Source organism: Pantoea sp. ARC270 (assembly GCF_003236725.1).
Classification (GTDB): Bacteria; Pseudomonadota; Gammaproteobacteria; order Enterobacterales; family Enterobacteriaceae; genus Pantoea; species Pantoea anthophila.
In genome coordinates this window covers 75,036-96,668 of record NZ_PUGA01000028.1, presented here as the reverse complement: position 1 = coordinate 96,668, position 21,633 = coordinate 75,036, and the positions used below count along the sequence as shown (strand labels likewise).

The following is a 21,633-nucleotide window of genomic DNA, read 5'->3' as shown; positions in this document are numbered from 1 at the left end:
GCCACGTTTCTCACGCTGTCAGCCAGCCCTGCAGGCTCTCCAGCGTGACAGAAGCCCCGCCACAGACGATAACCAGCACCTTCTCTTCCGGCTTAAAGCTAATCTTCCCGTCATAGAGCATCGACAGCGACACGCCACAGGCAGGTTCTGTCAGAACACGATGATCGTCCAGAAAGCGGCGACAGGCGTTCACGGCTTCATCATCGGTCACCACCATTCCCCGGACGTCTGAACGGCGCGCCACCGTAAACGCATTTTCACACACCTGACTGGCCGCCAGCGTCGTGGCAATGCCACTGACGCTCTCCAGCGTGACCCGCTCGCCCGTCTTCAGCGCGGCGTTAAGGGAGGCGGTTCCCTCTGTTTCCACCGCATAAACCGGAATATGGCCGAGCTGATGTTTTTCCAGTCCCTGCATCACGCCGGAGAGCAGGCTGCCACCGCCTGTCGACAGGATGACGGCATCCGGACGCAGCCCTTCGTCGATCACTTCATCCACCAGCGTACTGATGCCGTCCCACAGCAGCGGGTTGTCAAAGGGGTGAATATAGATATTCTCCGCTGTCGCCAGCGACAGGGCATATGCATTCGCTTCACTCCAGACCCTGCCGTGGACGATGAGCCTGGCGCCTTCCTGTTCAATAAGCTGTCTGGCGCGCGCCGAGGTGGTTTCAGGCACCACCACCGTGACCGGCAGTCCCAGCCGGCGTCCACTGTGGGCCACGGCAATACCCGCATTGCCGCCGGAGGAGCTGATAAAGGCTTTTGCGCCCTGCACGGCGTAATGGCGGCAGATGTGGGCCGCACTCCGGAGCTTAAATGACCCGGTCGGCTGTGCTGATTCCATTTTCAGCCAGACATGGCTCCCGCTGTGCTGACTGAGTGGCAGGGAGTAAATGAGCGGGGTGCGGATAGTGATTTCCATGCGTCTTATCCTGATCAAAGGCGTTGATGACAAACCGGCTGACTGTCAGGCCGGGGGTGCGGGAGAGCAGCGTCGGACAGAGGAGGCGTCCGCCTCGCCGAAGATAAGGCGCACGATTCTCCTTACAAATCATCATGCTTCTGCTGCATTTTCTGTCGGCTTTAATCGTTATACAGAAGAGTGTTACCTGTTCGCAACAGCGATGCTGAATCTGATTAACATGACGATGGGCAGGGGATATCGGCATCCTTTTATCCGCCGGCCGGCGGCGAAACCGGGAAAAATGAGGTGAAAGTCACAAATTCGCAACGTCACTGTCTCGCCTGATTACGGCTTTTTCCGCCGTTCTCCTCATCCCGCCAGCCCGAACGCTAACCCGATGATTTATATCGATTCGTCTCAGATGTAATAAGTCGGAATAACGTGATTCACATCACAAATCATGCGCCTCATAACCCGCTGTCAATATTCCGGTCAGCGAAAAACCGCTCATAAATGTGACCTCACCTGCAAAGTGCAACTCCGCTTACCGGAAGAATGACCCTCAGCAGATTCAGCCAGCGAGGAGAGGATGATGCGGATTGGAATGGTCATCAGTGGCGGCGATGTCACCGGGATTAATAATTTTGTTTTTCAGATTGGCCGTCTGACCCAGGCCGGGATGGTGATATTTGACGGCGGCATTCCCGGCCTGCTGGCCAATAACCACCGTGAAATCAGCCAGCGCGATCTGCTGGACTTCTCCATCGCCGCGATTCCGGTCATTCAGTCGGGACGCACCGAAAAAAAACTGGTGCAGAGCGAGTACGAGCTGATTGCACGCCAGCTGAAAAACGCCCGGATTGACGTATTGATTCTGGCGGGCGGCGACGGATCGCTGCAGTTTCTTCACACGCTCTCACAGAGCGGGGTGAACTGCTTTGGTGTCGGCATGACCATCGACAACGATGTTTTCGGCAGTGATTACACCCTGGGTTTTTCCACCGCCTGCGAGCAGGTCTTAAAAGAGGTGGCGAAGCTGCGTAATACCGGGCGCGCCTTACCGGGCCGGGTATTTATGGTGGAGCTGCTCGGCGGCTACTGCGGTGAATTGACCCTGCAGTCCGCGATTAAAGCCAACGCGGATATTGCGCTGATCCCGGAGTGCCAGATCCCGGTGCCGCAACTGGCGCAGCGCATTACCCGGCGCCTGGAACAGCAGAACAGCGTGGTGATTCTCTGTTCAGAAGGTTACACCCGGGAATATTCGCCCGGTTTTCAGGGCGCTATCGACACCTTAATCAAACAGCTTGAACCCCTGATTGGCGTTCGGATCCGTAAAACCATTCTCGGTTACGGACTGCGTAATGGTGACCCCACCTGCGAAGAGATTTATCAGGGCACCATTATGGCCAGTGAGGTGGTGCGTTGTATTCAGTCAGGCATGCGGAATAAAGCGGTCATTATTAACGGCAGCAATAAACCGATCCCGATTGATTTAATAAGCATGCAAAAACGCCTGGTCGATATTGACGGGCACTATTACAAACTCGCTAAACAACTCAACATCGTGTGAGGAGAAGAACATGCTGAAAATATTATGTGTCTGTGGTTGTGGATTAGGCTCCAGTTTTGCCATTGAGATGAGCGCAAAGGCCGTTTTAAAAAAACTGGAAATTGAGGCCGATATCGATCACACCACCATTTCAGAAGCGAATGCGTTTAAGTCAGATATGATCCTGACGCAAAAAGCCTTTGCCGATGTATTAAATGCGGATGCCACACCAGAGCAGATTAAACGGGTCATTATTCTTAACCGGCTCACCGATAAAGCGGAAATAGAGCAGAAGATCCTGGCCTTTTTAAAAGAACGCAACCTGAAGGTCGCCGCCCATGAATAGTGTGATTGATTTTCTGGTCAAAGATCTGCTGGGACAGGCATCGATTCTGATCGCCTTTATTGCCCTTATCGGTCTGCTGCTGCAAAAAAAATCGGCAGGGAAGGTGATGGAAGGCACCTTTAAAACCCTGCTCGGATTTTTAATTATGATGGCGGGTATCAATATTATTGTCGGCACGCTGACCTTCCTGAATACCATCTTTACCCACGGCTTCGGCATGCGCGGTTATATCACCGATGTGGCCGCCATTGCCGGGCTGGCAAACCGTGAGCTGGGGTCGGAAGTGGCGCTGACGCTGCTGGCGATCTTTATCGTCAATATCATCATCGCGCGCCTGACGCCCTTTAAGTACATCTTCCTGACGGGACAGGCGCTGCTCTGGATGGCGACGATCGGCGCCGTCATCGGTTACAAAGCGGGGCTGACCGGCCTGCCGCTGATCCTGACCGGCGGCATCTTCGGCGGCATCATGGCGGTCATCATGCCTGCGCTGGCGCAGCCGGTGGTGCGGCGCATTACCGAGTCGGATGATGTCGCGCTGGGTCACTTCTGCACCATTGGCTATCTGGTCACGGCTGCGGTCGCCAGAGTGGTCGGCAAAGGCTCCCGCTCAACCGAAGATCTGAAGCTGCCGGATAACTTTAAGTTTCTGCAGGACACCTATCTGTCGATGGCGCTGGTGATGGTGCCGATGTATCTGATCCCCGCCCTGGCCGCCGGTCCGGCCTTCATCGCACAGTACAGCAACGGCATGAACTACCTGATGTACGCCTTTATGCAGTCGATTCAGTTTGTTGCCGGGGTGTTTGTTCTCTACAGCGGCGTTCGGCTGCTGCTTAACGAGCTGGTGCCTGCGTTCCGCGGTATCGCCATGCGGGTGGTGCCGGATGCGAAACCGGCGCTGGACTGTCCGGTGATGTTTCCTTACGCCCCTAATGCGGTGATTGTCGGCTTCCTCGCCACCACGCTCGGCTCCATCGTCGGCATGCTTCTCTTCCCGATGATGGGGCTAGCGATGATCCTGCCCGGTCTGCTGACCAACTTCTTTGCCGGGGGCACCGCCGGGGTCTTTGGTAACGCCATGGGCGGGCGGCGCGGCGCGATGATCGGCGGCTTTGTTCACGGCCTCTTTATCACGTTCCTGCCCGCCATCCTGGTGCCGATGCTGGAAAGCTACGGCTTTACCGGCGTGACCTTCAGCGATTCCGACGTCATCAGTACCGGACTGGTACTCGGCCACGCTTTCCAGAACAACTGGCTGTTTGTCGCCCTGTTTATTGCCTTTGTTACCGCGCTTGCCTGGTTTGTTAATGGCAAATCCACCCGACCTCACGAGGAAAAAATCCATGAAACTTTATAATTTCGCCGACCTGCTTCAGCTGGCTAAACAGCGTGACTTTAAAGCGGTGGGATCTTTTAATCTGCACTGTCTGGAGATGCTCCCCGCCTATTTTAAAGCGGCAGAGAAAACCAGCAGCCCGTTAATGATCCAGATCTCCACCGGTACGGCGAAATATCTCGGCCATAAGCTGCTGGTCGACGCCATTAAATCGCTGTCAGAGAGCACCGGCGTGCCGACGTGTCTGCATCTCGATCACTGCTCCGATTTAACGGCTATTCAGACGGCGATCGACGCCGGCTTCAGCTCTGTCATGTATGACGGCTCTCATCTGCCGATTGAGGAGAATATTGCCAACACCCGTCGGGTGATCGATATGGCGCGACCGCACAACGTCTCGGTCGAGGCGGAGCTGGGGGCGATTGGCGGCTCGGAAGATGGCAAAAGCCTGGAGATGGAGGCGATTGCCTTTACGCCGGTGGAGGATGCGCGTCGCTTCGTGGAGGAAACCGGCGTCGATATGCTGGCGATCTCCATCGGCACCGTGCACGGGCTTTACACCGGCAAGGCGCACATTCAGCATCAGCGGCTGGCCGATATTACGGCGGCCACCCGCACACCGCTGGTTCTGCACGGCGGCACCGGCGTCAGCGACGAAGATATGCGGCTGGCGGTGAGCAGCGGGATTGAAAAGGTCAACGTCGGAACGGAAATGAACGTTCAGTGGGTGGCACAGTGCAAATCGACCTTTGAAAAAGGCAAGGTCAATGACAGCGTGCGTAACTTCCTGGTGCCGGCAAATGACGCGGTGACCAACGTGCTGGTGGAGAAGATGCAGTTATTCCGCTGATCGCCGGATCGGTTATCAGTCAGTCGTAACGTTTTTATTTCATGCCTTAACTGAACCCCTGAAATAATCCGGGGCAGGAGAGCCTATGTTTGGATTTCTGAAAAAGTCACCGGCGGGCGAACCGGTCAGCCCGCAGCAGCAGGACCATCTGGCGGAACTCAGCCGCGGCAAAATAACGCAGCTGGAGGAGCAGCTGGCTATTAATCCGCGTGATGGCGCAACGCAGAAAGAATTAATGCTGGAATATAACCGGGCGTTAAGCTTATTTGCGAAAAGCCCTCGCTACCGCAATGAAATCGATGCGCTGTTTGTCAAAATAGATGAATTGCGCAATGTGGTTCGCCAGTCGATCTGAGGAGAGCGGATGACCATTAAGCAGTTATTACAGGAGGCCGACGCCATTCAGACCGGCATTGACGCCACGGACTGGCGTCAGGTTATCGCCCTGGCCGCGGCTCCGCTGGTCAGCGGCGGGTATCTTCACGCCTCCTATCCGGAGGCGGTGATTGCCAATACGCTGACGCATGGCGCGTACTATGTCTTTGAGGAGGGCATTGCCATTCCTCATGCGCGCCCGGAAGCGGGGGTGATCCGCGACTGTTTCAGTCTGATCCTGCTGAAGGAACCAATCTCCTTTGCGGGCAGTGACAAGGCGGACATTGTGATCATGTTTGGTGCGCGCGACAGTAACGCGCACATCGAAGAGGGGATCCGGGCCATTGTGTCGCTGCTGGAGGATGAGGAGACGCTGGTCAGGTTACGTCAGGCCAGCAGCGCAGCGGAGGTCATCGATATCTTATGACGCTGACAAATACGGTAAAACGGGTGGTGCTGGTGAACGGCATCCCGGCGTCGGGTAAAAGTACCCTGACGCAGGCGCTCTCTCACCATTTTGGCTGGCCGGTGCTGACGCTCGACGCGCTCAAAGAGCCGTTTATGCGTTGCTTTACCCCGGTCGACCGCGCGCGAAACCGGCAGCTGGGCTGCGCGGCCTACCAGGCGATCTGGAACATTGTCGCCCAGGCACCGGCCAGTCAGATCTGGCTGATCGACGCCTGGTTCGGGTTTCAGCCGCGTGCGCTGCTGGAGCAGGGGCTGAAACAGGCCGGCGTGGAGGAGGCGCTTGAGCTGTGGCTGAAGATTGATCCGGAGGTGGCGGTGGCGCGCTATCAGGCACGGCTGTCGCAGCGGCTGCCGGGACATCCCGGCGCCGAGTATCTGCCGGAGCTGCGCCAGCTGGCGCGTCAGGCCAGGCCGATGGCGCTGGGGCCGGTCTGTGAGACTGACGCCTGCGCCCGGGACGACACGGCCGTTATTCACTGGCTGCAACATCAGCTGACCAGAACCCGCTACACTTCAGCTCATCATGAGCGACGTGAGGAGCGGCAGGATGACATCACCCCCCTATCTGCAAACCGGTGAAAGCGCCGTGCTCTATGACGGCGTCTGTAAGCTGTGTAACGGCTGGGTTCAGTTTCTGCTGCGCCACCGGCTGGCGCGGCAGGTTCGTTTTGCCTCGGTGCAGAGCGAGCAGGGCAAGGCGCTGCTGCGCTGGGCCGGACTGCCGGAAGAGAAGATCAGCACCATTGTCTACATCAAAGGTGACCAGCACTGGCTGCGGGCGCAGGCGGTATTCCGCGTTATGCAGCATCTCCCTCTGCCGTGGCGCGGGCTGGCGGTGCTGCGTCACTTCCCCGACACCCTCAGTAACTTTGCCTATGACCGCATCGCGTTAAACCGCTACAGGCTGTTCGGCCGTTACAGCAGCCAGCATGCGATTGTCCCCGATTATCCCGGACGTTTTCTGCATCAGGTTGATGCCCCGCGCTGAAGCGTGAAAGGCGGCTGTGGGCGGCACTGAGATCAATGATATCCTTGGGGTTATTGTTGCTGCCCATGACCACAGCACACCTGTGCTGCCAGACAACGGATAGAGGGATGCATGCCGGTTAACTTCGATCTCAACGATCTCTACGCGTTTCGCGCGCTGGTGGAGTTTGGTAACTTTCGCCTGGCGGCGGAATCGATCTGTCTCTCCCAGTCGGCGCTGAGCCGCCGGATCGATAAACTGGAAACCGCACTGGGGATCAAACTGTTTGAGCGCACCACGCGCCGCGTAACGCTGACGCTGAAAGGGCACGCGTTTGCGCAGCGCTCAGACAAGCTGCTGACAGACTTCGAAGAGGTGATGGCCGATCTCAGTGAGGTCAGCCTCGCCCGCACGGGGCTGATTACGGTCGCCTGCGTGCCGTCAGCGGCCTACTACTTCATGCCCAATATCATCCGGCTGTTTCAGGTGCGCTACCCCAGAGTGCGGGTGAAACTGATCGACAGCAGTGCGGCCAATGTCTATGACGCGGTGATCGGCGGGCAGGCGGATTTCGGCATCAGCTTCTCCAGCCGTTCGCAGCCGGATGTCCATTTTCAGCCGCTGAGGGAGGACCCTTACGTGGCGGCCTGTCGGCGCGATCATCCGATTGCCGTAAAAAAGAGTCTGAGCTGGCAGGCGTTTTATCAGTATGAGTGGATCGGGCTGGATAAGACCTCCGGTAATCGCAACCTGCTGGATCAGGCATTGCAGGCGATCGTGCCGGAGAAGCCCTGTGTCTGCGAAACCCGGCACGTCACGACCATGCTGGGAATGGTTGAGGCGGGGCTCGGCATTGCTGCCGTCCCCGCCATGTCGATGCCGGGTTACGATCACGCCCTGCTGACGGGCGTGCCGTTAACCGACCCGGAGGTGAAACGCACCATCGGTCTGCTGCGCAAAAATGGCCGGATGCTGTCGCATATCGCGGGCGAACTGGAAAACCTGATTACTGAACAGTATCAGCTTCTCTGACCGGTTTTGAGGCCGTCACGCTGTGCAGTCCGCTGGCCAGCACGGCCTTCTGGTTTTCCGGCGACGCGAGCCAGTGGAGCAGCTTACTCGCCTCATCCGGCTGCCCGGAGGTGCGCACCACGGCACCGGCAAAGCGGGTGGTGTATTGCAGCTTCGCCGGCAGCTCCCCAATAAAGGTGACGCCTGGCACGGGCAGCAACTCACTCACCTGCTGAAACCCGATACTGTATTTCCCGGCCGCCACCTCTGACGCCACCGGAATGCGCTCAACCTTCACGGCTTTATTCCTGACCTGGTCCTCAATGCCCAGCCGGCTGAAAAGCTGGCTGCTGACATATTTGCCGCTGGCGCTGTCGGAATAGGCGATGGAACCGGCCTTGAGCAGGGTGGCGCGGAGTTCACTTTCGCTGCCGATCTTAACCGGCGTCGCCCCCTGTCTGATGACCGCGCCGATGCGCGAGTCGGCGAGTTCTACCCGGGAACCCGGCAGCGTCTCACCCTTTTTCTCCAGTCCGGTCAGCGCGTCGCCGACCATAATCACCACATCGGCCGGTTCACCGCGCGCCAGTCGCGCCGGGATCGCCTGTGGGGTCTTGCCCATCGACGGACCGGCAACCGTATGGAGGGTGATCCCTTCCTGCCGGGCGAAGCGGGGCGAGAGGGTATCCCAGGCCGCTTTAAACCCGCCGGAGATCATCACCGTCAGTTCTTTGGCCTGCGCACCGGCACTGCCCAGCAACAGGGGGATTAACAGTAAAGCAGATTTCATTCTCAGTTCCTCAGCTAAAGGTCTTACCGGCGTGGGATAACGCACGGCTGGTACGGCGATAGAGGTAGAGGGTGGCCAGCAGGGCGCAGACAGCCGCAAAGCTCATCCAGTAGCCGGGCGACGCTTTATCGCCGGTCAGCTCAATCAGGCCGGTGGACATCACCGGGGTAAAGCCGCCAAACAGGGCAGTCGCCAGGCTGTAGGCCAGTGAAAAGCCTGCAACGCGCACTTCAGCCGGCATGATTTCGGTCAGGGCCGGGATCATCGCACCGTTGTAGAGACCGTAGATCATCGAAAGCCACAGCAGCACGCCCAGCATCATTGAGAAGCCGGGGGCCGCCGCCAGCAGGCTCAGCGCCGGATAGCTGGTCGCCATCGCCAGCAGGGTCATCGCCACCAGGATCGGCTTACGGCCAAAGCGGTCGGAGAGCGCGCCGCCGATCGGCAACCAGATAAAGTTCGATACCGCCACCAGTAACGTCACCAGCAGGCTGTCAGAGGCGCTGAGCAGCAGCACTTTCTTGCCAAAGGTCGGGGCATAAACCGTGATCAGGTAAAACGCGGTGGTGGTCATCGCGACCATCAGCATGCCGGCAATCACGACCTGCCAGTTGGCGAGCAGAATACGGAACACCTGCTTCACTTCGGGATGGCTGCGACGATTGTTAAACTCCTGAGTCTCTTCGAGCTTACGGCGCAGCACGAAAATAAACGGCACGATCAGACAGCCAAACAGGAAGGGAATACGCCAGCCCCACTCGCGGATTTCACTTTCTGCCAGTACGGCGTTGAGAATAAAGCCCATCGCGGCGGCGACCATAATGGCCACCTGCTGGCTGCCTGACTGCCAGCTGGTGTAGAAGCCTTTGCGACCCGGCGTGGCGATCTCAGCCAGATAGACCGACACACCACCCAGCTCCGCACCGGCCGAGAAGCCCTGCAACAGGCGGCCGATCAGCACCAGTAGCGGCGCCCACAGGCCAATACTCTGGTAGGAGGGGATCAGCACGATCAGAAAGGTGCCCGCCGCCATAATGGAGAGCGTGACGATCAGTCCCTTACGACGGCCGACCTTATCGATGTAGGCTCCCAGCACGACCGCGCCGATAGGGCGCATCAGGAAACCGGCCCCAAACACGGCAAAGGTCATCATCAGGGAGGCGAACTCACTGCTGGCCGGAAAGAAGGTGTGAGCGATATAGGTGGCATAGAAACCGAACAGGAAGAAATCGAACTGTTCGAGGAAGTTGCCAGAGGTCACACGGAAAATTGCGCCAATCCTGGCGCGGTGAGTCATGGGTGAGGTGGTCTGCATCAGAAGCTCCAGTAAGGTATGACGCTTTTTGCCGCGCCTGTGACTGAAGAGTGGATCAGCGCCCGGCGCTAAATAAGTGCAAAATGAGAATCAATTGATGTGTCAGCCGCATGATTGCCCGGCGTTATCAATTTAAAGGCTTACGATTCAGAAGGTTGGACAGCTGCGCGTTTTGACTGCTTCTGTTACCGGTGCTGACGTGAGTTTGCGGAAATGTGACAGGATTCATAGGCGTGTTACAGGTTCTGGCAGGGGATGCGCCGGTTGTCGTGCCGCCAGAAGGGGTCTGGCGGCAGGAATAAAACGGTCAGGTCATGTTATGCGTTAACGCGGGGTGACACCGAAAATCTGTTGCAGATGGCGGAGACCCGCCACGGTGAAAGCCACTTCCCGATAGCCTGCCTGCCGGGTCAGCCAGCCCTGCTGTTCAAAGCCGGTCAGCAGCGCGGCGCCCGCGTAGCCCCCGAGATGAAACTGCCGCTCACTCCAGTCCAGGCAGCCACAGCACGCTTTCCGTCGTCCGGGTTGTGACAGGTCAATCTGCAATGCCAGAAACTGCTGTCTGCCGTGAAGCGTGACCGCGCTGCCTTCGGGCGTGATCCAGCCCTGATGCACCAGTGAGGCATAGATCTGCACCGCAATTTCACCTGCCAGATGGTCATAACAGGTGCGGGCGGTGCGAAGCGCGCGTGGCGCTGTGCTCTCAGGGGCGGCAATCCGTTGCCACGACACGCCTATCATGTTCTCAATCAGCGTGGCGATATCACTGCCATTCAGCCGGTAATAACGGTGACGGCCCTGCGCCAGGCACACGATCAGCCCGCTATTCATCAGCCGGGTCAGATGTGCGCTGGCGGTGGAGGGCGCGACATCCGTGACGGCACTGAGCTCCGTGGCCGTCCATGCGCGTCCATCCATCAGCGCTGACAGCATCTTTACCCGCGAGGGATCGGCCATCGCGGCGGCGACACCGGCAATGGCGTTTTCCAGCGCGTCACTGTCGTCGGGGGCATTATGGGGTTGCGGTGTTGCCATCGGAGGATACGGCCCATTCTGTAGTCAGCCCGGCGGCTGAGAGATTGTTGTCGGTGATCAGGATCAGCCGGTTAGCGTGGTCACTGTACTGCACCAGGATATTTATCCCTGCTGCGGCCAGGCGTGTGGTAATGGCACCCAGTTCGCCGGGACGCTGCTGAGGGAGCCGGCGGATGAGTGGAACATGGACGGCTTCAACCGCGATCCCTTCCGCTTCCAGCACCCTTCGGGCCCGTTCACCCTCTGCCACCAGAAAATGGGCGTGGCTCAGTGTGCCGGACGAGAACATGCCACCGCCTTCCAGTCCAATCCCCTGATCGCCCAGCAACGTGGTAAGCCGGGAGAGCGTGCCCGGGCTATTTTGCAGGATCACATGAATGTCGAACATATTACATTTCTCCCGGGTTAAACGCATATTCTCTGACGAGGGTGACGATGCGCAGATGATAAGCGGCAAAAAGCGTCTCACGGCCTTCGCGCTGGGCAGCCTGATGGCACAGATTGCGCTTCCAGGCCCTGATCGACTCTTCATCGCGCCACCAGGAGAGTGAAAGGATTTTTTTCTCATCGGTCAGGCTCTGAAAACGCTCCAGAGAGATAAATCCCTCGTTTTCCATCAGCAGCGGTTTAAGGTCCGCCGCCAGCTGCCTGTAACGCATCTGGTGTTCCGGCAGGGCTTCAGCTTCAAATAGTACGGCAATCATTGCGCTTCTCCTTAGGGTTGATAGCCGGAAAATAGCGGGCGGGAGACGTTAATGCTTCGGCCTGAAACGAAATAAGCGCGGCTGCTCTGGTCGCGGACAGATGTGACAGACGCACGCATCCGGCATATCCGGCTAATGCAGAAAAGGGTCTGGCTGAATGAGATCGAGGTTTACAGGCGGGGAGGAGGCAGAACGAACTGCGCCTGAACCCGGAGAGGAGTCAGGCGAGAAGCAGAGAGAGGAGCGCGGAGCGGGAACAAAAACGAGCAGACATCATTTCCGTGCCATCAGCATGGTCAGCAGTTCACGGCAGCACGCTTCTTCTTCGGCACTGTCTGCGGAGGCGAGATAGCGCAGCAGTTCCATGCAGCTTTTCTCCTTGCCCGCTTCCAGTAACTCCTCGATCAGGAAATTAAGTTTGTCCTGTTCAGAGGCAGCAAAAGAGGAGCTGAACCCGGTTTGGGTCGGGAGAGTGGGATTGACCGGCAGAGTCAGGGTGTTTTGCATCGGCATATTATTGTCCTGTTTCGGGTTAAAAAATGCACTGGTGTTGCTATTAAACTTATACAGCGATCCTTATTTTGTACAGGAATGGGATGGAATGATTTTTAACCCGGGCCTAAGCGCAGCGCGGGATGCAGAGGAAATCCCGGCTAATCATTCAGTTATCTGACAACCCTTTTCAGAAATTTTTTTCTCTGTTCAGACCTAAATCCACTTCACACGACGGCAAAAAACTTTTCATTCACGCTCTTCCCCTGATCGCTGATTTAAGTGATAGTAACGCCGCTTTACATTAATAATTCTCATTATCATCTGTGTGGGTTTTTACAATGAAAAAATGGTTTTTCGCGCTGGGGATGCTCACGCTGTCAGGAATGGCGTCGGCCAAAATGATTACTGATGTCGCAGGCCGTCAGGTTGAGGTGCCGCAGGAGGCAAAGCGCATCATTCTGGGTGAGGGGCGTCAGATCTATCTGCTGGCAGCCTTTGACACCGACGCGCCCTTTAAGCGGGTCATCGGCTGGCGGGACGATCTCCACAAGGCAGACTGGGATGGCTATCAGGCTTATGAGAAACGCTATCCGCAAATCAGGAAACTGCCGACCTTCGGCGGGGCGAAAGATGGCACCTTTAACATTGAGCAGGCGTTAACCCTGAAGCCCGATCTGGTGCTGATGAATCTGGAATCGAAAGCGGCCACGGATGAAGGCAAGCTTACAGAAAAACTGCAGGCGGTCGGTGTGCCGGTGGTGTTTATCGATTTTCGTGAAGCGCCGATGGTGAACGCCGAGAAAAGTATCCGCATCATGGGCGAACTGGTGAACAAACCCGCGCAGGCGCAGGAGATCATCCGGTTCCGTCAGCAGCAGATTGAGCGGGTGACCTCGCGGCTGAAGAACTTTACCGGCTATCGCCCGAAAGTGATGATCGACCGCGCCGGTGGCTACAGCGATGAGTGCTGCATGTCGTTTGGTAATGAGAACTTCGGTCAGATGGTGGAGATAGCGGGCGGACGTAATATTGCCAGAGATCTTATCCCCGGCACCTTCGGCACCGTGAACCCGGAGCAGATCATCGCCAGTCAGCCCGATGTGGTGGTGGTCACCGGGGCCAACTGGAAGAACTACAATACCGTGGGCAAATGGGTCGGCGTCGGGCCGGGCGCCAATGTGACCGAGGCGACGGCGCGTCTGAAGGCGCTGATGATGCGCGATGCGTTTAAAACCCTGCCGGTGGCGCACAATGGCAACGTCCACGCGATCTGGCATCAGTTCTACGACAGTCCTTATCAGTTTGTGGCTATCCAGGCGCTGGCGAAGTGGCTGCATCCCGATCTCTTTGCCGATCTCGATCCCGACGCAACGTTCCGCGAATTTCATCAGAAGTTCCTGCCGCTGCCTTACCAGCCAGGCTACTGGGTGACGCTGCCCGCAGATAAACCCTGACTGACCGGCGATGACAGGGATGTCATCGCCAGCATTACACTTCCCGCCGAATAAACCCGCTCTTTCCCTTCAGATTTACTAACCTTTTACAGGCGCGGCCTCGTTTGCTCTGAGCAGCATGACGTGTCGTCGTCCGCATTCACGCTAAAAATGGAGAGAAACATGCGCAATACCTCGGGAAGATCGGCCTTTGCCGTGACGCTGTACGCTCTGCTGGAGCCGGTGCCGCTGGGCTTTTTTGTTGCGGCCTGGCTGTTCGACATTTTCTACAGTCAGACCTTTGTACAGTTCTGGACTGACGCCGCAGGCTGGCTGATTGCGCTGGGACTGATTCTGGCCATTGTGCCGCGACTCATCGCGCTGGTTTATCTGTTTCGCGGCAGTGACAGTGCGGAGAAGAGCCATTTCTGGCTCTGGCTGGTGGCGGTTGTGATCGCTGTCGTTAATGCGTTTATTCACAGCCGTGATGCCGCCGCGGTGATCCCGCTGGGCGTGACGCTTTCGACGCTGGTGGTGGCGCTGCTGCTGCTGGCGAATGTGCAACTTGCGTTACGTCAGCGTAGCGCTTAAGGAGGAGCCACCATGAAGATACCGCATAAAACGCTGCTCGCGCTGACCCTGGCAGCCCTGCTGGCAGGCTGTGATGATGGTGCACAAATCGACCCCCAAAAGCAGACCGGTCCGAATCCTGAACTGCCAAAGGCGAAGAGTTTCTTTATGCCGCCGATGCAGGTGCCGGAAGGCACGCCCTGGAAGGCGGGTGAGATGCCCAAAGTGGCTGACGGGCTGAAGATTGAAAAGATCGCTGACAATCTGCAGCATCCGCGTCAGGTCTATGTCCTGCCGAACGACGACGTGCTGGTGGCGGAATCAAACGGCCCGGCCAAACCGACGACCCGGCCGAAGCAGCTTATCATGGGCATCGTACAGAAAGCCTCAGGTAAGGGCGGTGCAGGCGGCAACCGGATTACGCTGCTGCGCAAGGTGAACGGCAAATGGGAGCAGCACCGCTTTATTGAGAATCTGCATTCCCCGTTTGGCATGCAGCTGATTGGCAACACGCTCTATGTCGCCAATGCGGACAGTCTGGTGAAGTTCCCGTATCGCGAAGGGGAAACCGAGATTCGCACGGCGCCGGAAGAGGTGACCGAACTGCCGGGCGGCCCGATTAACCACCACTGGACCAAGGCGCTGCTGGCCAGCCCCGATGGCAGCAAGCTCTATGTCGGGGTCGGTTCCAACAGTAACGTCACCGAGAACGGCATTGGCGCAGAGTATCGCCGTGCCGCGGTGCTGGAAGTGGATGCCGCCACCGGCGCCAGCCGCATCTTTGCCAGCGGGCTGCGCAATCCAACCGGCTTACAGTGGGAACCTCAGAGCGGCAAACTCTGGGCTATCGTCAATGAGCGTGATGAAATCGGCTCGGACCTGGTGCCCGACTACATGACCTCGGTGCAGGACAAAGGGTTCTACGGCTGGCCCTACAGCTACTTTGGTCAGCATGTTGATACCCGCGCCGAACCGCAGCGTCCCGATCTGGTGGCGAAGGCGATCAAACCCGATTACGCCCTGAGCTCACATGTCGCTCCGCTGGGTCTGCTCTTCTATGGCGCAGATAACATGCCGCAGTATCGTGGCGGTGCCTTTATCAGTGAACACGGCAGCTGGAACCGGACACCGCTGAATGGCTACAAAGTGGTGTGGGTGAAATTTGAGAACGGCAAACCGGTGGGGCAGCCGCAGACGGTGGTCTCGGGCTTCCTGACGGATGATCAAAAGCAGGTGCGGGGATTGCCGGTAGGTCTCGCCAGCGACAGAGAGGGGGGTGTGCTGATTGCGGATGACGCAGGGAACACCATCTGGCGGGTCAGCGCCGCCAGGTAACCCGGACGGGTCCGTTTTCACTGCCGGAAAGCAGGCATAAAAAAAGGATTTGGCATCTCGCCAAATCCTTTATTTTTTTGTTCGCTACCCGGCTGGTAACCGCGCTGCGAACGGGGTGCTCAGCTCTCTCCACAGAACAGATTGTAAAATGTGCGGCTAAGGATTTCAAGTTTCGCCAAGATACTGTATGTTTATACATGTGTTGAGTGTTGAGCCTCGCCTCATTGTCGACTGGCCGCTCCCAGGGGCACGGTTTTAAAATCCCGGCAGGTATCAGGTGGTGCTGGCCTGTGGCTTTAACCTTGAGTGCCGCTCAGCCCTCTCCACAAAGATGTGCTTAGGCGCCCGGCGGGTAGAGTCAAAGCCCTGGTTGCCGAACAGCGCGCTCCTGTAAAAGGAGAAGGAAAGTGATGGAACTGACTAAGCTGATTCTGGATCTTATCCGGGTCATCTTGCAGATCATCGTTGCCCTTATGCAACTGACCGGTCACGCAGGTTAACCGGAACTTGAAACAAGGCGGAGCTAACCACTCCGCCTTTTTTCTTTGTCAATTCTCTGTCATGCGCAGCGGGTAAGGTGGGGCGACAAAAGCACGCCAGCGGGGCGTGGCTTACCTGACCGGAACGATTATGTCTCTTGCCGCCGTTATGCCTGCCCGGCTTGCGCACACCTGGATCGACGACAGTGTACGGATGCGGGAAACCACTGTGGGACAGCAGTGTGAAATTCTGGCGCACAGCCTGCTGGAATACAGCGAGCTGGGTGACTTCTCCTATGTTGGCGAACACTGCTGCCTGGCGGATACCCGCGTGGGCCGCTTCTGCGCCATCGCGAATCAGGTGCGCATCGGCGCGCCGAATCATCCGATGGATCGCGCCTCACAGCACCGCTTTACCTACTGCCCGGAGTATTATCACGCCAGCGCCCGCCGCGATCAGGGCTTCTTTGCCGCCCGCCGGGCCGACCGGGTGGTGATAGGCAATGATGTCTGGATCGGGCATGGGGTGATTGTGCTGCCCGGCGTGACCGTCGGTGACGGTGCGGTGCTGGCGGCGGGCGCGGTGGTGACCAGAGATGTCGCCCCCTACGGCGTGGTGGGGGGCGTGCCGGCGCGTCCGCTGCGGATGCGCTTTACCCCTGCGATTGCCGCCCGCCTGCAGCGCATAGCCTGGTGGAACTGGCCGCTGGAGAAACTGCTGGCGAACCTGCCTGACTTTCAGCACGGCGATATCGACGCGTTCTGCCAGCGGCACGGAGAGTAGTGAGCAGAATACGCTGAAATGGACCCGCCATCGTCAGCGGGTCATCGCGGAAGGATAATCGACCTGGCGGACCTGTCGTTATCATCACATTTTCGAATGACAGGTTGCCTTGTAACTTTCCTGTGCGCATGACACCATCAATACATGTATAGACATGTATCTTCAACCGTCGTACTGACTGATCTCTTTTCACTCAACGCATCTCTCACTGTTCCAGCGAGGACTCTATGTCGGTCAAACCCTCTGTATCAGACTATCCAGGCGCAGAGAAACCGCGCCTGTCGGAAACCCGCTCGATTGATTACATTCCCTTGCAGGAGCGTCACGGTCATCCCTTCAGTCAGTTCACGCTCTGGTTTGGCGGCAATCTGCAGATTACGGCGATCGTGACGGGTGCGCTGGCTGTCGTACTGGGTGGCGATGTGGTGTGGTCGCTGGCCGGTTTACTGGTGGGGCAGATCTTAGGGGCGGGTATCATGGCCCTGCATGCGATTCAGGGACCGCGCCTGGGCTTACCGCAGATGATTACCAGCCGTATGCAGTTTGGCGTCTTTGGTGCCGTGATCCCGCTGGTGCTGGTCTGTATTATGTATGTGGGCTTTTCAGCCAGCGGGACGGTATTAGCGGGACAGGCGCTGGCCAGACTGATTCACGTCAGCAACGCCACCGGCATGGTGGTGTTCAGCGTCCTGATTGTGGTCATTGCGGTACTGGGTTATCGCGTCATCCATCAGCTGGGAAAACTGGCGAGCGTGATTGGCGTGGCAGCCTTTGCCTATCTCTTCATTACCCTGTTCACAACCCATGATTTATCGGCGGTGTGGCAGAACCAGCACTTTACCCCGGCAAATTTTCTGCTGGCGGTTTCTCTCTCTTCCTCCTGGCAAATCGCGTTCTGTCCCTACGTCTCTGACTATTCCCGCTATCTTCCCGCGCAGGTTTCCGCGAAGAGACTCTTCAGTGCCGTCTTTTTTGGCACCGTGCTGGGCACCCAGGCGTCGATGACGCTGGGCGTGATCGTGGCCGCGATTGCCGGCAGCGCGTTTTCAGGCAATGAGGTCGGCTACATTGTGAGTCTGGGCAGCACGGCCACGATGGCGATGGTGATCTATTTCGCGATCTGCTTTGGCAAGATTACCTTTACCACGCTGAATGCCTACGGCAGTTTCATGTCCCTGACCACCATTGTCTCTGGCTTTCGGCAGCAAACGACGCTGAGCCAGGGCGGGCGCATCCTGTTTGTGGTGCTGATGGTCACGCTGGCCTGCGTCATCGCTCTGCTCAGTGAACCGGCCTTCCTGAAATCCTTTACCCACTTCCTGCTCTTTCTGCTGGCGTTCTTTGTGCCCTGGAGCGCCATCAGCCTGACGGATTTCTACCTCGTTACCAAAGGCCGCGTCGATATCCCGGCACTTTCCCGGCCCGAGGGACGCTATGGTCGCTGGAACCTCACCGGCATCGTGGTCTACTTTCTGGGCGTGGCGGTGCAGCTGCCGTTTATTGACAACCCTTTGCACCATGGCTCACTGACCTGGATTTTTGCCGGCAATGATGTCTCCTGGATCATCGGCTGGTGTGTCACCGCACTGCTATGGCTCGTCGCCAGCCGCTGGGATCGCCGCGGCACGCCCTCTGCGGGATAAAAAAAGCCGCCCTGAGGGGCGGCTTTTTTGACTGTCATGCTGAGAGGGTGCGGGTGCGCCCCAGCGGCTGACCTGTCAGGCAGCAGAAACGTCGGCGGTGCCGCTCTCGGCGTCAGCCACCAGCGGTTTTTCCGGCTGCAGCAGCGTCATGGCCAGCATGCTGCCAAAGGCGATAAGCGCCGTCACGGTGAACATCGCGTTATAGCCGTAATACTCCGCCAGCCAGCCGCACAGCATCGGTGAGATAATCGCCGCCAGATTGGCAATCGCCAGCGTCATGCCGCTGAAGGTGCCTACCGAGGCTTTCGGGCTGACATCGATCACCACTGACCAGTAGACATTATTCACCAGCGCATTGAGTGCGTTGCCCAGGGTCATCAGCGCAATAATGCCGGCGGCCGACTGCATATAGGGGATAGCCATAAAGCAGCAGGCGGTGCCGCAGAGCGTCACGGCGGCGAACAGGTTGCGCGCCAGCCGCAGGTTATGGAAGCGCGCCAGCAGCGCGTCGGCGATGCGACCGCCCAGCAGGACCGTGAGGCAGGCACCGCTCCATGGGATCATCGCCACGTACCACAGCGAGTGCAGATCGTAGTGGAAATTATCCTGCAGATATTTCGGCATCCAGGTCACCAGCGTGAAGGTGATGTAGAGGAAGGAGAAATAGCCCAGCGCGTTGCAGACCAGCGTCCGGCTGGTGAAAAAGCGCCACCAGGGCAGCGGCACACTGTCGGCCGCGCTGCGGCGCTGCCCGGCGTGGATCAGCGCGCGCTCGGCCGGATTGGTGGCGGCGCTCTTTTCCGGGCTGTCGCTGAAGGTCCGGGCAAACAGCGCCATCGCCAGCAGGGAAAAGACCCCCAGCAGAATAAACATCATGCGCCAGTCATGGGTCAGCAGCAGCAGGCCCACGGCGATTGGGGCGGTCAGCAGCGCGCCGACCTGGGTCGAGAGCAGGCCGATGCCCAGCGCAAAGCCACGCTCCTTGTCGGGTGCCCAGTGGGCAATCGCCTTGTTCATCAGCGCGTAGGCCGGGCCTTCGGAAAAGCCGAACAGAATGCGCAGGGCGGCAAAGCCCATAATGGCTGAGCCACCAAACAGTGCCATACCCAGCTCACCCGCCCAGGCGGTGGCGATCTCCAGTAACGACCAGAGTACGCCCGCCAGCAGCCAGACTTTTTTGGTGCCGATGCGGTCAGCCAGAAACCCGCCGCACAGCGAACCAAACAGATAGCCAAAGCCAAAGTAGCCCAGCACGGCGCCGAGCTGCACCTTACTGAAATGGTATTCTGCCGCAATGGCGTTGGCTGCAAATGAGAGGGCGCCGCGATCGATATAGTTAATCAGCGCGATCAGGAACAGCAGTGAAAATATGGTGTAACGGTAACGGCTGGGTGTCATCTCACTTCTCCTGATTGATAGTTTCAGGAGAGCTGAAGCAAAATTGATGCCGGAAAAGCGCATCGCCCGGCAAAGCCCGGCGGGCCGGGGAGCCCGCCCGCCACATCAGGCAGTGATCGCGCTAATTATTCGCCTGCGCATCAATGCAGTGCAGTCACTGCCTGCCGATGGGGAGTCTCAGGCCGCGTTATGGTGAGTCGTGCTGACGTGCGGCAGGGGAACCACCACCGCGACCACCGCGACATCAGAACCCGGCTTTGCCGGTGGCATTTCGCCAACGTGCTGCAGGATCTGCTGCTGATAGGTTGCATCTTCCACCGTGGTCTGTTCACCCAGCAGTACGCCCGCCTCATTCACGTTTTTGCCTTCGACTTTCATTTTATGTGTGGCGCTGGCCAGCATCCACTCATATTCAATATCAACGTGTCCGCTATCAATACAGCGAATGCCGTGCTGACTTAAATCATAGGCCAGCACGGTAGCGGTCGGGCCTAATGAAATTAAGACCAGATCAAAGCTGACCGCCTGCGCTAATACCGTGTCAAAAAGACGATCGTAAACAGAAAAGGCATTACGGTTCAGCGTGGTAATACGTTTCACCTCCAGGGCACCATCCAGTAAATCGTTGCCTAATCCCAGACGCGTTCCGCTGCCTTCGACAATTAATACCCGGCGGCCCTTATAGAGCTGTTTAAATTTATCAAATATCGTCCGGGATAACTGTTTGCCTTTATAGTCGTGATAAGGGCGGGTCACGGAGGTATTTCCATAGCGGTACTGACTATTCAGCAGCGCGTCATAATGCCTGAAATAAAAGGATTTATGGAAGAACCAGAACAGGGCCGATCCACTGCGCATATTACGGGTGGTGCGAAAGGCATCGGGCAGACAGATCAGACAGTTCGGGTTGGCCTGCGGCTCCTGCTGCAGCAGGGCCTTGAGCCGCGCAGAGAGGTTCGGATCAAAGGGCTGAAAGCCGATGTTTTTATACCAGGTCATCTCCAGTTCACCGTCACCATAACGGGCCAGCGATAATTGAGGATTACGCAATAACAGGTCAATCGTCTCTTCTATCGACATAACAGAATAACGTTTTACCCGCGCCTGGGCGGCAGGGTAACGAATCGCGGCGTGTATAAATTTAAACGGAAAACGAAGCTTGCGATAAATCGCATTCAATGCGGACATAATTACCTGCCTGAGTTATTGCTGCATGAAAAAAATCCTGCCTGATGGCCGGATAAACTGGAAAGATAATGCTGATATATATCACAGATAAATGAAGCGGCAGGCTGCGGAAAGTCTGAAATCGTTTTCAGCGCCGGAATGCCTTCCTGCATTAATGTATTAATTATTGCTTTCCGGCCGGTTAAACAGGGCGGTGATAAATGTCTGTCCCGAATAAACGGGCGAAAAATAATTTCGCGCTGCGTCAGTCGGGGCTCGCTGGAAAATAAAAGATGCGGAACAGTCGCGTTGCCAGTTTCAGCAATAAGATTAAACCCTGAACAGGGATTAAAAAGCATTATGATTATTTGACACTCGTTTTTATTCAGCTATGACGCATAAGTGAGCATTACTGAAGCCCGGTTTGTCTGATATTTCTCCACCTTTGAACAAAAGGTGCGATAACCTGCGGCCTGAGGTTAATTTATTGTGATGAATATCGCGTTATTGTCCCTTCCGGAAGCAGAAAAAGCGGCAATACCGGTCTGGATCGGGTGCGGTTAAATAAAATTCATTAATGATTTACGTCTGTACACGTTTTTACATATTTCATGTGTAAGTTAAAATCTCGTTGCATTATGTTTCACGTTTAACGTTTCTGACGCCGCTA

At 57.2% G+C, this 21,633-nt stretch carries 25 protein-coding genes; 15 read left to right on the top strand and 10 right to left on the bottom strand.

Features of this window, described 5'->3' with window-relative positions; genetic code table 11:
• Positions 1-10: 10 nt before the first annotated feature.
• Positions 11-925: a pyridoxal-phosphate dependent enzyme gene (locus CKF42_RS13875; RefSeq protein WP_111208441.1), complete on the bottom strand. Its 915-nt coding sequence runs from the start codon at positions 923-925 to the stop codon at positions 11-13.
• On the opposite strand from CKF42_RS13875, the gene CKF42_RS13870 reads away from it, so the two are divergent.
• The 10 genes from CKF42_RS13870 (at position 924) to CKF42_RS13825 (ending at position 7,836) form a co-directional block, all read left to right on the top strand.
• Positions 924-1,217 (top strand): hypothetical protein, encoded by a 294-nt coding sequence (locus CKF42_RS13870; RefSeq protein WP_111208440.1) that lies wholly within the window; start codon positions 924-926, stop codon positions 1,215-1,217. The genes CKF42_RS13875 and CKF42_RS13870 overlap by 2 nt on opposite strands.
• 282 nt (positions 1,218-1,499) lie before the next feature.
• Positions 1,500-2,480 carry a 6-phosphofructokinase gene (locus CKF42_RS13865; RefSeq protein ID WP_111208439.1) on the top strand — a complete coding sequence of 327 codons (981 nt, stop codon included), beginning with the start codon at positions 1,500-1,502 and terminating at the stop codon, positions 2,478-2,480.
• Between the two features lie 10 nt (positions 2,481-2,490).
• Entirely contained in the window at positions 2,491-2,805 is a 315-nt protein-coding gene (locus tag CKF42_RS13860) for a PTS sugar transporter subunit IIB (RefSeq protein ID WP_009090254.1), read from the top strand.
• The gene (locus CKF42_RS13855) at positions 2,798-4,165 is read left to right on the top strand and encodes a PTS sugar transporter subunit IIC (protein WP_009090252.1); all 1,368 of its coding nucleotides are present in this window, start codon (positions 2,798-2,800) and stop codon (positions 4,163-4,165) included. Before CKF42_RS13860 ends, CKF42_RS13855 begins: the two co-directional genes overlap by 8 nt.
• Positions 4,152-4,994 (top strand): class II fructose-bisphosphate aldolase, encoded by an 843-nt coding sequence (locus CKF42_RS13850; RefSeq protein ID WP_009090250.1) that lies wholly within the window; start codon positions 4,152-4,154, stop codon positions 4,992-4,994. Before CKF42_RS13855 ends, CKF42_RS13850 begins: the two co-directional genes overlap by 14 nt.
• Positions 4,995-5,079: 85 nt before the next feature.
• On the top strand, positions 5,080-5,349 hold the full coding sequence (locus tag CKF42_RS13845) for a hypothetical protein (RefSeq protein WP_058958229.1): 270 nt from the start codon (positions 5,080-5,082) through the stop codon (positions 5,347-5,349).
• A 9-nt stretch (positions 5,350-5,358) separates the two neighbouring features.
• Positions 5,359-5,796, top strand: a complete 438-nt coding sequence (locus CKF42_RS13840; protein WP_046101806.1) for a PTS sugar transporter subunit IIA — start codon at positions 5,359-5,361, stop codon at positions 5,794-5,796.
• Positions 5,793-6,416 carry an AAA family ATPase gene (locus CKF42_RS13835; RefSeq protein WP_111208438.1) on the top strand — a complete coding sequence of 208 codons (624 nt, stop codon included), beginning with the start codon at positions 5,793-5,795 and terminating at the stop codon, positions 6,414-6,416. Before CKF42_RS13840 ends, CKF42_RS13835 begins: the two co-directional genes overlap by 4 nt.
• Positions 6,385-6,825 (top strand): thiol-disulfide oxidoreductase DCC family protein, encoded by a 441-nt coding sequence (locus CKF42_RS13830; RefSeq protein WP_046101808.1) that lies wholly within the window; start codon positions 6,385-6,387, stop codon positions 6,823-6,825. Before CKF42_RS13835 ends, CKF42_RS13830 begins: the two co-directional genes overlap by 32 nt.
• Before the next feature lie 111 nt (positions 6,826-6,936).
• Positions 6,937-7,836 carry a LysR family transcriptional regulator gene (locus CKF42_RS13825; protein ID WP_111208437.1) on the top strand — a complete coding sequence of 300 codons (900 nt, stop codon included), beginning with the start codon at positions 6,937-6,939 and terminating at the stop codon, positions 7,834-7,836.
• Here CKF42_RS13825 and CKF42_RS13820 read toward each other — a convergent pair.
• The 6 genes from CKF42_RS13820 to CKF42_RS13795 all read right to left on the bottom strand — a co-directional run bounded on the left by CKF42_RS13820 (position 7,811) and on the right by CKF42_RS13795 (position 12,172).
• On the bottom strand, positions 7,811-8,605 hold the full coding sequence (locus CKF42_RS13820) for a substrate-binding domain-containing protein (protein ID WP_111208436.1): 795 nt from the start codon (positions 8,603-8,605) through the stop codon (positions 7,811-7,813). The genes CKF42_RS13825 and CKF42_RS13820 overlap by 26 nt on opposite strands.
• A gap of 10 nt (positions 8,606-8,615) precedes the next feature.
• Positions 8,616-9,923, bottom strand: a complete 1,308-nt coding sequence (locus CKF42_RS13815) for an MFS transporter (RefSeq protein ID WP_276047101.1) — start codon at positions 9,921-9,923, stop codon at positions 8,616-8,618.
• 321 nt (positions 9,924-10,244) lie between these two features.
• Positions 10,245-10,955: a helix-turn-helix transcriptional regulator gene (locus tag CKF42_RS13810; RefSeq protein WP_111208435.1), complete on the bottom strand. Its 711-nt coding sequence runs from the start codon at positions 10,953-10,955 to the stop codon at positions 10,245-10,247.
• Entirely contained in the window at positions 10,933-11,343 is a 411-nt protein-coding gene (locus tag CKF42_RS13805) for an amino acid-binding protein (protein WP_009090237.1), read from the bottom strand. The genes CKF42_RS13810 and CKF42_RS13805 overlap by 23 nt, the downstream gene beginning before the upstream one ends.
• Before the next feature lies 1 nt (position 11,344).
• Complete coding sequence (locus tag CKF42_RS13800) at positions 11,345-11,659, bottom strand: antibiotic biosynthesis monooxygenase (protein ID WP_111208434.1); 315 nt, start codon at positions 11,657-11,659, stop codon at positions 11,345-11,347.
• A 273-nt stretch (positions 11,660-11,932) separates the two neighbouring features.
• Positions 11,933-12,172: a hypothetical protein gene (locus tag CKF42_RS13795; protein WP_009090235.1), complete on the bottom strand. Its 240-nt coding sequence runs from the start codon at positions 12,170-12,172 to the stop codon at positions 11,933-11,935.
• 320 nt (positions 12,173-12,492) lie between these two features.
• Between CKF42_RS13795 and CKF42_RS13790 the strand changes: the two genes are divergently transcribed.
• From CKF42_RS13790 to CKF42_RS13765, 5 genes are all read left to right on the top strand, one after another.
• Positions 12,493-13,608, top strand: coding sequence for an ABC transporter substrate-binding protein (locus CKF42_RS13790; protein WP_111208433.1), 1,116 nt, complete (start codon positions 12,493-12,495; stop codon positions 13,606-13,608).
• Between the two features lie 162 nt (positions 13,609-13,770).
• Complete coding sequence (locus CKF42_RS13785) at positions 13,771-14,178, top strand: DUF2231 domain-containing protein (RefSeq protein WP_009090233.1); 408 nt, start codon at positions 13,771-13,773, stop codon at positions 14,176-14,178.
• Between the two features lie 12 nt (positions 14,179-14,190).
• Entirely contained in the window at positions 14,191-15,492 is a 1,302-nt protein-coding gene (locus tag CKF42_RS13780; protein ID WP_046101813.1) for a sorbosone dehydrogenase family protein, read from the top strand.
• A gap of 630 nt (positions 15,493-16,122) precedes the next feature.
• Positions 16,123-16,755 (top strand): DapH/DapD/GlmU-related protein, encoded by a 633-nt coding sequence (locus CKF42_RS13770; RefSeq protein ID WP_111208432.1) that lies wholly within the window; start codon positions 16,123-16,125, stop codon positions 16,753-16,755.
• Between the two features lie 227 nt (positions 16,756-16,982).
• Positions 16,983-18,398: a cytosine permease gene (locus CKF42_RS13765; RefSeq protein ID WP_046101815.1), complete on the top strand. Its 1,416-nt coding sequence runs from the start codon at positions 16,983-16,985 to the stop codon at positions 18,396-18,398.
• Between the two features lie 75 nt (positions 18,399-18,473).
• On the opposite strand, the gene CKF42_RS13760 is transcribed toward CKF42_RS13765, so the two are convergent.
• The 3 genes from CKF42_RS13760 to CKF42_RS21085 form a co-directional block, all read right to left on the bottom strand.
• A complete protein-coding gene (locus CKF42_RS13760; protein ID WP_111208431.1) occupies positions 18,474-19,796 on the bottom strand; it encodes an MFS transporter in 1,323 nt (440 codons plus the stop codon).
• A gap of 177 nt (positions 19,797-19,973) precedes the next feature.
• Entirely contained in the window at positions 19,974-20,984 is a 1,011-nt protein-coding gene (locus CKF42_RS13755) for a GT-D fold domain-containing glycosyltransferase (protein WP_111208430.1), read from the bottom strand.
• A 2-nt stretch (positions 20,985-20,986) separates the two neighbouring features.
• Positions 20,987-21,322 (bottom strand): hypothetical protein, encoded by a 336-nt coding sequence (locus CKF42_RS21085; RefSeq protein WP_146239941.1) that lies wholly within the window; start codon positions 21,320-21,322, stop codon positions 20,987-20,989.
• Between the last annotated feature and the right edge of the window lie 311 nt (positions 21,323-21,633).